Annotated in this window: 13 protein-coding genes; 4 read left to right on the forward strand and 9 right to left on the reverse strand. The window is 69.4% G+C overall.

Annotated features, from left to right (window positions below; translation table 11 throughout):
- Nucleotides 1–109: 109 nt before the first annotated feature.
- Nucleotides 110–712, reverse strand: a complete 603-nt coding sequence (locus ACQP10_RS34305) for an NYN domain-containing protein (protein WP_346018813.1) — start codon at nt 710–712, stop codon at nt 110–112.
- A 317-nt stretch (nt 713–1029) separates the two neighbouring features.
- The gene (locus ACQP10_RS34310; RefSeq protein ID WP_433540406.1) at nt 1030–2004 is read right to left on the reverse strand and encodes an HNH endonuclease; all 975 of its coding nucleotides are present in this window, start codon (nt 2002–2004) and stop codon (nt 1030–1032) included.
- A gap of 87 nt (nt 2005–2091) precedes the next feature.
- Here ACQP10_RS34310 and ACQP10_RS34315 point away from each other — a divergent pair, with 87 nt between their 5' ends.
- Nucleotides 2092–2430: a nucleoside triphosphate pyrophosphohydrolase gene (locus tag ACQP10_RS34315; RefSeq protein ID WP_433540407.1), complete on the forward strand. Its 339-nt coding sequence runs from the start codon at nt 2092–2094 to the stop codon at nt 2428–2430.
- Nucleotides 2431–2729: 299 nt separating this feature from the next.
- Here ACQP10_RS34315 and ACQP10_RS34320 read toward each other — a convergent pair whose 3' ends face one another.
- A complete protein-coding gene (locus ACQP10_RS34320; protein WP_346018810.1) occupies nt 2730–3068 on the reverse strand; it encodes a VOC family protein in 339 nt (112 codons plus the stop codon).
- 150 nt (nt 3069–3218) lie between these two features.
- Nucleotides 3219–3782 (reverse strand): hypothetical protein, encoded by a 564-nt coding sequence (locus ACQP10_RS34325; RefSeq protein WP_346018809.1) that lies wholly within the window; start codon nt 3780–3782, stop codon nt 3219–3221.
- Nucleotides 3783–3843: 61 nt separating this feature from the next.
- On the opposite strand from ACQP10_RS34325, the gene ACQP10_RS34330 reads away from it, so the two are divergent.
- Complete coding sequence (locus tag ACQP10_RS34330) at nt 3844–4476, forward strand: AAA family ATPase (protein ID WP_433540408.1); 633 nt, start codon at nt 3844–3846, stop codon at nt 4474–4476.
- Between the two features lie 252 nt (nt 4477–4728).
- Here the strand turns inward: ACQP10_RS34330 and ACQP10_RS34335 are convergent, their stop codons facing one another.
- Nucleotides 4729–5607 (reverse strand): glycerophosphodiester phosphodiesterase, encoded by an 879-nt coding sequence (locus ACQP10_RS34335; RefSeq protein ID WP_433540409.1) that lies wholly within the window; start codon nt 5605–5607, stop codon nt 4729–4731.
- A gap of 482 nt (nt 5608–6089) precedes the next feature.
- On the opposite strand from ACQP10_RS34335, the gene ACQP10_RS34340 reads away from it, so the two are divergent.
- A complete protein-coding gene (locus tag ACQP10_RS34340) occupies nt 6090–7322 on the forward strand; it encodes a cellulose-binding domain-containing protein (RefSeq protein WP_433540410.1) in 1233 nt (410 codons plus the stop codon).
- Nucleotides 7323–7461: 139 nt separating this feature from the next.
- Here ACQP10_RS34340 and ACQP10_RS34345 read toward each other — a convergent pair whose 3' ends face one another.
- The 4 genes from ACQP10_RS34345 to ACQP10_RS34360 form a co-directional block, all read right to left on the reverse strand.
- On the reverse strand, nt 7462–8322 hold the full coding sequence (locus ACQP10_RS34345; RefSeq protein WP_390000843.1) for a sugar phosphate isomerase/epimerase family protein: 861 nt from the start codon (nt 8320–8322) through the stop codon (nt 7462–7464).
- A 233-nt stretch (nt 8323–8555) separates the two neighbouring features.
- Nucleotides 8556–9392, reverse strand: a complete 837-nt coding sequence (locus tag ACQP10_RS34350) for a carbohydrate ABC transporter permease (protein WP_179825829.1) — start codon at nt 9390–9392, stop codon at nt 8556–8558.
- Complete coding sequence (locus tag ACQP10_RS34355; RefSeq protein ID WP_346018804.1) at nt 9386–10279, reverse strand: carbohydrate ABC transporter permease; 894 nt, start codon at nt 10277–10279, stop codon at nt 9386–9388. Before ACQP10_RS34355 ends, ACQP10_RS34350 begins: the two co-directional genes overlap by 7 nt.
- Before the next feature lie 36 nt (nt 10280–10315).
- Nucleotides 10316–11641 carry an ABC transporter substrate-binding protein gene (locus ACQP10_RS34360; RefSeq protein WP_346018803.1) on the reverse strand — a complete coding sequence of 442 codons (1326 nt, stop codon included), beginning with the start codon at nt 11639–11641 and terminating at the stop codon, nt 10316–10318.
- A 332-nt stretch (nt 11642–11973) separates the two neighbouring features.
- Between ACQP10_RS34360 and ACQP10_RS34365 the strand changes: the two genes are divergently transcribed.
- On the forward strand, nt 11974–12975 hold the full coding sequence (locus tag ACQP10_RS34365) for an SIS domain-containing protein (RefSeq protein ID WP_433540411.1): 1002 nt from the start codon (nt 11974–11976) through the stop codon (nt 12973–12975).
- The last annotated feature ends 77 nt before the right edge of the window (nt 12976–13052 follow it).

The following is a 13052-nucleotide window of genomic DNA, read 5'->3' on the forward strand; positions in this document are numbered from 1 at the left end:
ACGCAGGCGGTGGCCGGATGGTTCGCCGCGGCACCGGTCACGGCGCGTCGACGATGCACCTGCGAGATCCCACAGTGACGGCCATGCCCAGACAGGGCACACCCCGTCATCACCGGTCATAACAGCGCCGGTCCCGTGTTTTGACGAAGTCTGCACCACTCAGCGCGGTATGCCACAGGGACCGGCCCGACGGTCGCAACCGCCTTGCCCCCTGCCAGCCCGCAGTCTCGACCTTGACGCGCCCAACCCCAGCCGCCATTTCCAGCGCCGGCTCCAGGTCCGTGTCATGGGAGGCCAGGACGACGATGTCGTATCGGCCGAACTGCGCGAGCTGGACCACCTCGAGAGCGACCATGACATCGATGCCCTTCTCCCGAGGCCTCTCGACACAGGATCGCTGCCCCCAGTCGGCCGGGTAGCGCAGCGGACGGTAGGTCACCTGGACGCGCGCGTCCCGAGTCCACTCAGCCCGGTGCCGCTGGGTCACGCTGTAGAGGATGGGCTCCCGAGCGTTACTTGGAGAACCCCGGAAGACATGGACCTTAGCCAAGGTCACAAGCTTCGGCGTAGGAAGGGTCTGAAGCTCGGCGCGTACCTCCAGGACTCGCTCGGCGAAGGCGAGGGGATCCACGAGAGTGTCTTTGACGTGTGTCCCATAGGGGGCGAACAGGCCGTCGGCCGTGAGGTGGATGTTCTGGTAGTCGATCACCATGCATGCCGAGAGGGGGGCTCCGCTCGCCATCGAGCACCTCACATGAAAAGGCCCGCCAGTTCCGGAGAACGGCGGGCAGCAATGGACTCAGGATAGGCTGCTTAGGCGCGTACTCGCAACACGTCTCCGCCAAGGGTAGGTCAAGCAACCTGAACGCACAGCGTTAATCAGCGGCAATCTCCACGTCGCAACCCGGGTTTTCCGTTACTTTCTGGTCAATGTTCGACAGATTTGCATCACCTCGAACAGCGACCTGAACTCAATGATCCCGGCAAATCAGAACGAACTCACTCCTGGCTTGGAGGCGCGGCAAGGCTTCATGCCATGTGAGTGCCCATGGGCGGTGTCCAGACGATCGGCAGCAGTTCCGTCGCCCTTCGGTAGGCGCCCTTGAGAGTGGCGCGCCGGAGGGCCGCGGTCGCGCCGGTCTGGGCCATGAGGACGTCGCGCAGCGGATGACGCGATTCGATGAGGTCGTTGTTGCGCTGTTCCAGCCACGGCATCCAGGACTCGTGTGGTGCTCGATCCCGCTTCGCGACGTTGCAGGGCTCGCAGGACAGCACCAGGTTCCAGACGGCGTCGACGTCGGGGCCGTTCCAGTCGCGGGTGAGCAGCTTCCAGGGCAGAACGTGCTCGACGATGGGTCCGCTTCGCTCCTGGGCCATGAGCTGGTTGCAGTAGGCGCAGCGGCCATCCTGATATCCGTTGAGGGCCGCGACGACTCCGGTGACGCTCTTACGGCGATGCCCGGCCTGCAGGACCAGGTGCTGGGTGCCGGAGTCGTAGACCAGCGAGGGTGTCGAGGACGGCGAGGAAGCGAGGAGGGCGCCGGACACGCCGGTCGCCCATACCGTCTCCACCAGCCGCCACCGGGCTGCGGTCTCGGCGTCGAGGTCGGGGGCGTGCACCGATCGGGCGAGTTCGAGAAGCTCGTCGCGCAGCACCAGGCCCGGGGCGGGGCTCTTACGCCGGTCCTCGTAGTAGCGCACCGGCGCCTGTTCACCGCCGAGCTTGGGAAAGGCGTCGATGACATTGACGAAGCCGAGCTGGACGGTTCGCCGGCGCAGTGTGTCGAGGTCGAGGTCACCGGTATTGAACGCGCGGCAGGCGTCCAGGAACTTACTGCGGCCGGAGGTGCCTTGCCGGGGCTGGCGCTGGAGGGCCTGACAGAGCAGTTCCGCGTACCGCGGCGCCAACTCATCCAGCGTGACGTGGTCACGACCGGTGGCGGCGATCTCCAGCAAAGTCGCACCGAAGGCGAACTTGTAGGTGGCCGAGTTGGCACCGTACAAGACGATGGCACGCCATACGCTCTCACCGGTGATCACGCCACGCTGGTAATCCACATGCGGAGTATCCGCTAGGAGGATGACATTTTCATGCAAAAACGGACAATCAAGTACGGCAAGCTGGTCCGCGATCGGATCCCGGAGATCATCGAAGCCAGCGGCGAGACGGCCAGAGTGCGTGTCCTTGACGAGTGGGAAGTGATCCCCGCGCTGACCGCCAAGCTCGCCGAAGAGGCTGAGGAGCTGCGACAGGCCGGGCCCGATGATCGACTGGGGGAACTGGCCGACATCCACGAGGTGCTGGCGGCCCTCACCGAAACGCTCGGATTCTCCGAGGAGGAGGTCCGGGAGGCGGCACATCACAAGCGGGCCGATCGGGGCAGCTTCAGCCGCCGGTTGTGGCTTGACGAGGTGACGTCGAATGAGTGAATCGCACCGGTCTTCGGCAGCGATGCGCTTCCACTTGCAACCTGGACGCTTTCCGGACAACAAGGTAGACGGCGGACTCCTCGGTGTGACGAGTCGCCCCCTTGGCCGACGCGGGAAACCGCGTAAAGCGCTCTCCGTCGTTGCCGGACCCCGGCTCGGGCCTGGGTAAGGGATCGCCTGTGCACCCGTGTCGGGAGTTGTCAGGGCTCAGTCGTAGGACAATGGTTTCAGGGCACATGGTGAACGCCCCGCATTCGCTGATTCGGCCCCGCCGCGCCGGCGTTCCGCCACCGAACCGGTCACCGGTGTCCCAGGACGTTGACCACGCGGCCGTTCGGGTCGCGGACGAAGAAGCGGCGGACTCCCCACTCCTCGTCCCGTAGCGGATGGACGATCTTGGCGCCGCTCTCCCGCACGGCGGCGTCCACGTCGTCCACCTCGATGCTCATGTCGGGGATGACGGGCGCGGTCTTGTCGCCGGTCATGACGCTGACCTGCGCGGTGGGAGCGGACGGGGAGGCGAAGGTCATGATCCAGCCGTGGTTCATGACCTCCTCCAAGCCCAGGAGACCATAGAACCTCGCGCTCTCCTCCAGGTCCTCGGACTGCACGTTGGGGACGATCCGGCGTACGGACATCGGCGACTCCTTCGGCTGATGCTGACGCTGACGAGGGATGGGAGTTCGATTCTCATGAGGTCGCGCGTGCCGTGGGACCGGATGCCACGGGAGCGGCGCTCCGCGGGCACCGCCGTTCCGCTCCGCGCGGAGTCTTCATCCCGGCGGCGGTCATGGCCGGGCGGCGAGCAGACGGGCGGCTCGTCTCTCCGGGGATGGCTGCAGCTTCAGCGCGAGCCGGTACAGCCCCCGCGTCCGGGGCGGGTGCTCCTGCACGTACCGCAGGGCGCGGTGGATCGACTCCTCCCCGCAGACCTCGGCCACCCGGCGGTCCATCGCGTATATCTGCCGCCGCATCATGACCGGCAGCACGACGAGAATGAGAAGCGCCAGGGCCGTCACCGCGACCGGGACGAGCGAGTCGAACAGGAAGACCAGCGGAGCGCACACGAGGCCGACCAGGGTGCCGAGGCCGACCGAGACGCGGGTCGGCACGCCTTCCTTCCGGAGGTACGCGCGATCGGACGCCGTGACGGCCCATGCCAGGTCGGTGTCCCGGGCGTACTCCGGCAGGGCGTCGAAGGTGGGACCGACGACGATCACCTGGTTCCTCCCCTGCCTGCGCAGTATGCAGTCCACGCCCTGGGGCGGCTCGCCGCGGACCACGTCCGGCGCGTGGGCTCCGAACCCCCGGGACAGTTCCTCGACGCGGAGACGGATCTCGTCGATGTTCACCGGATCATCTTCGGGGGCGAAGATCACACAGTGATCGCGACGGACGACGGAAGGAGTGCACATGGACGGGGACCGATCCGAGGTCCAGCCGTACGTCGTGGTGACCGGGGGTCCCGGTGCCGGGAAGAGCACCTTGATCGACCGGTTGCAGGAGGCCGGATTCGCGCGGTCGTGCGAGGCGGGGCGCGGCGTCATCCAGGACCAGGTGGCGATCGGCGGGCGCGCGCTGCCCTGGGCCGACCGGGAGCTGTTCGCCGAGCTGATGCTCGGCTGGGAGCTGCGCTCCTACCGGATGGCCTCGGCGGCGGCACCGGACACGGTGAGTGCGGAGAAGGCGGCGGACGCGGTGAATGCGGAGGGGATGACGCGTACGGCGGAGGCGGCGCCGGTCTTCTTCGATCGCGGGATCCCCGACATCGTGGGCTACCTGCGTCTGGAGGGGCTTCCCGTCCCGGAGCACGTCCACGCGGCGGCGCTCGGGTTCCGCTACCATCGGAGCGTGTTCGTCGCGCCTCCCTGGCCGGAGATCTACCGGCGGGACGCCGAGCGCAGGCAGTCCTACGAGGAGGCCGAGCGGACCTGCGAGTCCATGGTCGCGACCTACACCGAGTACGGCTACGAGCCGGTGCCGCTCCCCCGCGCGCCGGTCGAGGAGCGCGTCCGGTTCGTCATCGAGCGGCTGCGGCGGGCCTGAGGCCGCGTCAGGTGCCATGGCGATCCGGCGGGCCGGCGGCCTCGGCCCTACGGTCCGGCGGTTCGCCGAGCCGTCGCCCGGCCGGCCGGCCCTGAAAGTGGTCTGTGAGACGGCCCGCGAGGCGGTCCGTGCGCGCCGGTGCATGTCGATACGCGTCGGTGCACGCCGATGTGCGCCGATGTGTTCCGGTGGGCGCCGGGACGCGTGCGGGCCGCCTCGCCGGAGGACTCCGGGAACCGGGGCGGCGCCTCCCTACCGCGCGACGACCTGCCGCATCGCGTCCGGCCGGTTGGTGATGATGCCGTCCACGCCGTAGGAGACGAGGCGGCGCGCGACCGCGGTGTCGTTCACCGTCCAGGTGAGGACGCCCATGCCGTGGGAGTGGACGCGGCGGACGTAGTCGCGGGTGAGCCCGCCGTACGGCGGGTTGATCAGGTCGGCGTACTCCGCCAGCTTCGGAAGGTCCGCGATCGGCGGGGTGCCGAGCAGGCCTATCGGGACCTCCGGCATGAGCCGGTGGAACGTCCGCATCGAGTTCCAGTCGAACGACTGCACCACGAGGCGGCCGGGGCTCAGCCACGACGGGTGGTCGCGCAGCTCGTCGGCGACGCGGGCCTCGACGCCCGGGTAGAGCCGGGGTTCCTTGACCTCCAGGAGCAGACCGAGGGCCTTGTCCGCCATCGCGTCCAGCACCTCGCCGAGGGTGGGCACCGGCTCGTCCCGGTAGTCGACGGAGAACCACGAGCCCGCGTCCAGCCTGCGGATCTCGGCGAGGGTGAAGTCACCGACCCTCCAGGGCGCCCGACCCGGGAAGACCTTCTCGACGTCGGTGGTGCGGGCCAGCGTGGTGTCGTGCATCAGGACGAGCTTGTGGTCGGCGGTCTCCTGGACGTCGAGCTCGAACATGTCGGCGCGCTGCCTGGCGGCCAGTTCGAAGGCCGCGACGGTGTTCTCGGGCGCGTAGGCGGACGCCCCGCGGTGGGCGACGTCGGCGACCGCCGGAGCCGCCGAGGCCGTCAGGGCCGCCGAGATCGTCGGCGTTGCCGGGGACGGTACGGCGGCCGTCACCGCGGCGGTCACCGTCACGGCGGCCAGCGCGATCCTGGTCACAAGGCCGGGTCGTCGGAACATGGGTCTCCTCGGGGTGGTGAGGTGGCCTGGGAACCGACCTTTACAAGATCAGATGACGGGGAGTTGAGGACCGTACGGCACGCGGATGCAGGGGAGATGAGCATCGGGGAGGAGGGCGGGTGCGGTGGCCGGCGCCGTGCGGGCCGTACCGCCGGGAGCCGCGGACCGTACGGCTCAGCCTCGCGAGCCGTACGAGCGGGGAGCCGCGGACCGTACGGCTCGACCGCGTTGGTCGTATGAGCGGATGGCGCGGGCCGTACGGCTGGATGGCGGATCCGTACAGCTCAGCCGCGTGGACCGTACGGCTGAAAGATTCACCGGGCAGGCGGTCGGCGGGACTCGCCGCCCGGGAGAAACCCCTGGTCCCGGCGTCGGTCGGGGTCCGGTGACGCGCCGGGGGCGGGGCGGGCGTTGACGGGCGGGCGGCGCGGTACGAAACATCGTCGTCGTCCCGGTTCGCCGAGTCCGAAGGGTGCGATGTCATGGCGCTTCCCGCTTCGTTCGCCGTCCGGCTCCGGGCGGTCGTCGTCTCGGCGGCGCTGGTGCTGGGAGGTCTCGCCGCGTCGGCGGCCGGCCCGGCGGCGGCCCTGCCGGACACCGGCTGCCGGGTGGACTACACCGTGAACCAGTGGCAGGGCGGATTCACCGCCCAGGTGAAGGTGACCAACCTGGGAGCGGCGGTCAACGGCTGGCGACTCCGGTGGACCTTCGGCGGTGACCAGCGGGTGACGAACGCCTGGAACGCGCAGGTCGGGCAGAGCGGCACGACGGTGACCGCGACGAATGTCTCGTGGAACGCCTCCCTGCCCACCGGCGGGACCACCGACTTCGGCCTGCAGGGCACCTGGACGGCGGCCGGCCCGGTGCCCGCCGACTTCACCCTCAACGACGTGCCCTGCAACGGCACCGGTTCCCCGAGCCCGAGCGTCACCCCGACGGCCACGCCCACCGCGACACCCACCGTGACACCGACCGTCACGCCCACCGTGACGCCGACGGTGACGCCGACGGTGACGCCGACCGGCGGGTCGGGGTGCGCGGGGGCGGCGGTCTGCTCGGGGTTCGAGGACCAGGCGGGCGTCCCGGCCGGTGACTGGCAGGTCGTGACGCCCAACTGCTCCGGCTCCGGCACCGCCGTGATCGACACCTCGGTCGCGCACGGCGGGAGCAGGTCCCTGCGGATCAACGGCGGCGGCGGGTACTGCAACCACGTCTTCGCCGGTACCACCCGGGACGTCTCCGCCATCGGCCCCGTGGTCCACGCGCGGATGTGGGTCCGGCACACGACGGCCCTGCCTGCCGGGCACGTCAGCATGATCACCATGGCGGACTCCCGGGACGGCGGCCGGGACCTGCGCGTCGGCGGCCAGAACGGGGCGCTGCAGTGGAACCGCGAGTCCGACGACGCCACGCTTCCCGAGCAGAGCCCGGCGGGGGTCGCGCTCAGCACCCCGCTGCCGGTCGGCCGCTGGGTCTGCCTGCGGTACGAGATCGACACCACCCGGCAGTCGATCCGCACCCTGGTGGACGACCAGGAGGTCGCCGGGCTGCGCGTGGACGGGGTTCCCACGCAGGACGTCGACTCCCAGTGGCTTCGCCGTACGACCGCGCCGCGTCCGACGACGCTGCGGCTGGGCTGGGAGAGCTACGGGGGCGACCAGGACACGATCTGGTACGACGACGTGGCCCTGAGCTCCTCCCCGCTCTCCTGCTGAACCGCTCCCCCGCCGGGCCGGTCACCTCCCGAGCCGCTCTCCCGCCGAACCGGCCCCCACTGAACCGGCCCCCGCCGAACCGCTCCGTCTCCGAACGCTCTCCCGCCGGGCCGCTTCCCCGCCGGGGAGGCGGTCCGGTTCAGGGGCGGCCGGGGGCGGTGTCCGGGGTGGGGAGGGCGGCGCGTACGGCTTCCAGGCAGCGCTCCACCACCGGGCGCGGGTCGAACGCGTAGGTGCCGTCACCGAAGAGCTCGAAGGTCATACGGCCCCGGTACCCCCGGCGGTCCAGGGCGGCGAGGTAGTCGGCCAGCGGCAGTTCGCCGTCGCCCCACGCCAGGTGGCCCGCGGGCCGGCCGTCGATCAGGTGGACGTGGCGGACGCGGTCGCCGAGCGCGTCGAAGTAGTCGTCCACGCTCTCGCCGGCGACGGCCATGCCCACCGTGTCGAGCACCGCGCCGAGGTTGGCCGCGCCCACCTCGTCGATCATCCTGGCGAGCGCCCGGGAGTCGTTGAGGAGGTTCGACTCCACGCGCTGCAGGGGTTCGAGCACGCAGGTCACGCCGAGGGTGGCGGCGTAGGCGGCGATCTCGCCGATCGCGTCGGCGGAGCGGCGCCAGGCCGCCTCCACCGGCTCGTTCTCGAAGCCGCGGCCCGGGGTCAGCAGGAGCAGCTCGGCTCCGAGCTCGGCGCACAGCTCGGCCGCGCGACGGAACATGCCGATGCCGGCGGCGCGCAGCCAGGTGACGGGCGAGGCCACGTTGACCGGGTACATCACCTGCTCGGGGGTCAGGCAGCGGACCGTGAGGCCGCGCGACTCCAGGCGGCGGCGGACGGCTCGCGCCTCGGCGTCGCTCACCTGCGGCACGTGGAACTGCGGCGCGATGCCCCACAGTTCCACGTGTTCCCGGCCGAGGGCCGCGGCGTCGTCGAGGAACCGCTCGAACGGCTGGTGCTGGTAGGAGAAGTTCGAGGCGGTGATCTGGCCGAGGGAGAGGGTCATCGGTGCTCCTGTCGTGTGGGGTGCGGCGCGGACCGGGTTCGGGGACCTGGTTCGGAGCCGGGTTCCGGGGCGGGCCGGGTTCCGCCCCGCCATCGTCCTCCGGCCGCGCGGCGCCGTCCTGGGTCCGCGGTCCCGGGTCCGTCGTCCCAGGACCGCCGTCCCAGGTCTGCCGTCCCGGGTCCAAGGTTCCGGGACCGCGGTACGGCGGTGCCGACGCCGTACGGCGGGACCGGTCACTTGCCGATGCCGTCGGCCATGCCCTTGACGATGTAGCGCTGGCCGAAGAAGAACAGCAGCATGACCGGGATCGCCGCGATGGTCATGCCGGCGAAGACGACGGGGAACTCGGTGCCGTGCTTGCTCATCAGGCTCATCAGGCCGACCGGGAGGGTCTGCACGCCGCTGCCGCTGGTGAAGATCATCGCGAAGAGGTACTCGTTCCAGGCGAAGAGGATGTGCAGCAGGACCGTCGAGGTGATGATCGGCTTGCACATCGGCAGGATGATGTGCCAGAACGCCGTCCACCGGCCGCAGCCGTCCATCTCGGCCGCCTCGTCGACCTCGCGGGGGAGGTCGAGCATGTAGGCGCGGATGAGGAAGGTGGTGAAGGGCACCCGGAAGGCGGTGTAGAGGATGAGCAGCGCCCAGAAGCTGTTGTACAGGCCCATCGCCTGGAACATCTTCACCAGCGGGACGAGCGCCACGCTGGGGGCGAGCATGAGGCCGCCGAGGATCGTCCCGGTGACGAACCCGCTGAACGGGATCTTCACCCGGGTGAGGCCGTAGGCGGCCCAGGCGCTGACGAACACGGTGGCGACCGTCGAGGTCACCGTGACGAGCACGCTGGTGGTGAGGTAGTCGCTCACCCCCCGGTTCCACGCCTTGCGGTAGTTCTCGAAGCTCCAGTCGACGGGGAGGGCGAAGGGGTTCCCGAAGAGCTGCGAGTTGGTCTTGAACCCGTTGAGCACCATCCACAGCAGCGGGTAGACCACGACCACGGCGAGGCCGAGCAGGAACACCCACAGGAAGACGCGTGCGATCACGCCGAGGAAGCCGATGCGGCTCACCATTCCACCCTTCTCCTGTTGGCGACCCACAGCTGTGCCACGGCGATGGCGAGCGTGATCACGAAGATCACCGTCGCGATGGCGGCGGCGTAGCCGAAGTCGTTGCGGACGAAGCCGCTCCGGTAGAGCCAGGTTCCGAGCACCTGGCTGGAGTTGTCGGGGCCGCCGCCGGTCATCACCATGACCTCGTTGAAGACCTGGAACGCGCCGGAGATGGTGACCATCATCATCAGGCCGGTCATCTCGCGCACCAGGGGGACCGTCACGTGGAAGAAGCGGCGGACGGGGCCGGTGCCGTCGAGGGCGGCGGCGTGGTAGATCTCCGCGGGGATGCGCTGGATGGCGACGGCGAACAACAGGGTGGAGTAGCCGAAGCCCTGCCACTGGCTCATCGCGATGATCGCGGGCATCGCGGTGCTCTCCTCGCCGAGCCAGGAGCGGCTGAGGTCGCCGAGTCCCACCGCCTCCAGCAGGTGGTTGAGCGGGCCGAGGTTGGGTTCGTAGATGAAGTAGAACAGCAGGCCCGCCACGGTCAGCGAGATGGCGCAGGGGATGAAGTAGATCGACCGGAGGATCCGCTGCCACCGCTGGCTGCGGATGCCCTCGATGAGCGCGGCGAGCACGAGCGCGCCGCACACCTGGAAGGCGATCGAGACCACCGCGTACATCACGTTGTTGCCGAGTGACCTCCAGAAGACGGGGTCGTCGACGAGCTTGCGGTAGTTCTCCAGGCCGACGAACTCCTGGCTTCCGCTGTAGATGTCCCATTTGAGGGTGCTGAACCCGAGGTTCTCCGCCAGCGGGAAGTAGACGAACACCCCGACCAGCGCGAGCGCGGGGAGGACCCACGCGAGCCCGAGCGCTCGTTTGACGATGGTGGGCACCGGCATGCTCTCCTTACACCGAGCGGCTCGTGTGCGGGCGGGTCACTTGGCCGACGCCGATGCCTGGCGCACGCTTTCGAGCACCTGCTCGGGGGTCTTGCCGCCGGTGATGAGCGCCTCGCCGCCGGACAGCCACGCGTCGGCGACCTCGGGCACGGTCACGGTGTCGAGCCAGGCGGCGAGCCTCGGGGCGTTGTTGACCGCCTCGATGCCCTCGAACACGGCCTTGCTGGAGGTGTCGGTGGTGACGGCGCCGATGACCGTGCTGGGCTGGCCGTACGGCGGGGCGGAGAGCGTCTTGGCGTTCTCCTGGTTCGTGACGAACTTCATGAAGTCGACGGCGAGCGGCACGCGCGGTGAGGCGGCGTTGATCAGGTATCCCTCGGGCGCGCCCTCCAGCGTCGCCGCGTCACCCGCGGCGCCCTGGGGGACGGGCAGCGGGAAGATGCCGAACTCGGCGGGGTCGAGCTTGCCCTTGGCGGTGGCGTTGTCGAACTCCAGGATCTCCTGGTAGTACATCGCGGCCTTGCCGCCGGCGAACGCCTCCTGCGCGGAGCTGTAGAGGACGCCGTTGGTGCCGGTCCCGGTGTCGGTGCACTGGGTGACGAGGGTCTTGAACTGCTTGAGCGCGGTGACGTAGCCGGGGTCGTCGAGCTTGGCCGTCCCGGGCTTGAGGTCGGCCTGGAGGGTGGCGGGCGGCACGTTGTAGGCGAAGAGCTGCTGCAGGTAGTGCAGGGCGGGCCAGCCGTCCTTGTTGCCGAAGGCGATCGGCTCGTAGCCGGCCTTGCGCAGCGGGGCGCAGCTGCTGATGAGCTCCTCGAAGGTGGTGGGCACCTTGACCCCGGCCTTGTCGAAGGCGGCCTTGTCGTACCCCATGAACTTGCCGTTGTTGTAGAGCGGGATGCCGTAGTACTTGCCGTCGTAGGCGAAGGCCGACAGCGACCCCTTGCCGAAGGTCTTGCCCCAGGGGGTGTCGGGGCCGATCACGTCGGTGAGGTCGGCGGCGCGTCCGCCGCGGATGAAGTTCTCCGCCCAGTTGCCGGTCCAGGTGAAGTAGATGTCCGGCAGGGCGTTGGAGGCCGTCAGGGTCTTGGTCTTGTCCTTGATGCTCTGGTCGGTCTCCTGGATGAGCTCGACCTTCACCCCGGGGTGCGCCTTCTCATAGTCGGCGGCGACCTTCTCGAAGTACGGCTCCAGCGGCTCGCCGGCGAACTTGGTGAGGATGCTCAGCGTGCCGGAGTAGTCCGGTTTCGCGGCGGCGTCGGCGGCGGGGGCCTTCGCCGGGGTGCCGCCGCCGGTGCAGCCGGTCAGTGTGAGCACCGAGGTCCCGGCGATTGCCGCGAACGTCGTCAGTACGCGAGAGCGCATGGGCTTCCTTTCTCTCGTGAGAGGAGAGGGACCACCGGTGCCGTGGCACCTCGGATCCGCGCCGTGGGGGTGTCTGCGACCTGGCCCGCCCGGTTGTCGGCTGACTGTACAGAGAATCTGATACCGGTACCAGACCTAAAACAAGATCTTATTTTTCGAGAGTGCCAGCCGAGACCCCATCGTGACCTGAGAGCGATTTGACCAGGTAAATCAACGGATCAAGGGCTCGGTATTGACGGCCCGCCGCTCGCTGTGCCAGCGTGACCCCTGCGTGATACCGGTATCAGGTCGCAAGGCGACACCGGTCGTGGCATTCCCGAAAGGACGCGTAGATGCTCCGCTTCAACGAGCCCGAGTTCCTCTCCCGGACGGCGAGCGCGGCGGCGCTGCGCCCGCAGATCGAGGAGCTCGTCGACCGTCTGGTGGACGAGGGGTTCGACAACCTCCTCCTCGTCGGCGCCGGCGGCACGTACGCCCAGATGTGGCCGTACGAGCACCTGGCCCGGCGCTCCTCCACCTTCGACGTGCGCGCCGCGATCGCGGCCGAGCTGGTCGTCTCCGGCGACGCGCGGCTCGGCGAGCGCTCCGTCGTGGTCTTCACCTCGGTCTCGGGCACCACCGAGGACAGCATCCGTGCCATCGAGTACTGCAAGGCCCGGGGCGCCTACACGATCGGCTTCACCGGCTACCCCGACTCGCCCATCGCGAAGCTGGTGGACGCCGCCCTCGTCACGGAGCCGGAGACCTGGCCCTTCGACCTCCAGATGCTGTTCTTCATGGGCCGGCTGCTCTCGCGCCGCGGCGAGTTCGACGGCTACGACAAGCTCGCCGACGAGCTGGCGGACATCCCGCGGATCCTCGTGGACGTCGCCAAGCAGGCCGAGCCGGTGGCCGCCGCCTTCGCCGAGGCCCACCGGGACAACGACTACCACTTCCTCATCGGCGGCGGGAACCTGTGGGGCTTCACCTACCTGTACTCCATGTGCATCCTGGAGGAGATGCAGTGGCTGCGCACCACCCGGGTGCACAGCGCCGAGTTCTTCCACGGCTCGCTCGAACTGCTGGAGGAGGACACCAGCGTCGTCATCTTCCAGGGCGAGGACGAGACCCGCGCCCTCACCGACCGGGCCGAGGCGTTCGCCAAGCGCGTCTCCAAGGACGTCACCGTCTTCGACACGCGTGACTACCCGCTCGACGGGATCAGCCCGGAGTTCCGCGGCCTGCTCTCACCGCTCGTGCTCGACACCGTGCTGAGCCGGGTCAGCAAGCACCTGGAGCGGGTCCGCGACCACTCGCTCGACCTGCGCCGCTACTACCGCGTCATGGACTACTGAGCCCTCCTCCTCGTCCCCGGGTACCCGCTCCCCCGGATACCCGCCCCGGCCGTACGCGCGGGCCGGCGTCGTGCCGG

It is taken from the genome of Streptosporangium sandarakinum (genome assembly GCF_050942225.1).
Classification (GTDB): Bacteria; Actinomycetota; Actinomycetes; order Streptosporangiales; family Streptosporangiaceae; genus Streptosporangium; species Streptosporangium nondiastaticum.

Coding starts and splice junctions, on each gene's coding strand:
- ACQP10_RS34305 (WP_346018813.1), bottom strand. CDS start 712: ATGGTGATCGACTACCAGAACATCCACCTCACGGCCGACGGCCTGTTC.
- ACQP10_RS34315 (WP_433540407.1), top strand. CDS start 2,092: ATGCAAAAACGGACAATCAAGTACGGCAAGCTGGTCCGCGATCGGATC.
- ACQP10_RS34320 (WP_346018810.1), bottom strand. CDS start 3,068: ATGTCCGTACGCCGGATCGTCCCCAACGTGCAGTCCGAGGACCTGGAG.
- ACQP10_RS34330 (WP_433540408.1), top strand. CDS start 3,844: ATGGACGGGGACCGATCCGAGGTCCAGCCGTACGTCGTGGTGACCGGG.
- ACQP10_RS34335 (WP_433540409.1), bottom strand. CDS start 5,607: ATGTTCCGACGACCCGGCCTTGTGACCAGGATCGCGCTGGCCGCCGTG.
- ACQP10_RS34340 (WP_433540410.1), top strand. CDS start 6,090: ATGGCGCTTCCCGCTTCGTTCGCCGTCCGGCTCCGGGCGGTCGTCGTC.
- ACQP10_RS34345 (WP_390000843.1), bottom strand. CDS start 8,322: ATGACCCTCTCCCTCGGCCAGATCACCGCCTCGAACTTCTCCTACCAG.
- ACQP10_RS34350 (WP_179825829.1), bottom strand. CDS start 9,392: ATGGTGAGCCGCATCGGCTTCCTCGGCGTGATCGCACGCGTCTTCCTG.
- ACQP10_RS34355 (WP_346018804.1), bottom strand. CDS start 10,279: ATGCCGGTGCCCACCATCGTCAAACGAGCGCTCGGGCTCGCGTGGGTC.
- ACQP10_RS34360 (WP_346018803.1), bottom strand. CDS start 11,641: ATGCGCTCTCGCGTACTGACGACGTTCGCGGCAATCGCCGGGACCTCG.
- ACQP10_RS34365 (WP_433540411.1), top strand. CDS start 11,974: ATGCTCCGCTTCAACGAGCCCGAGTTCCTCTCCCGGACGGCGAGCGCG.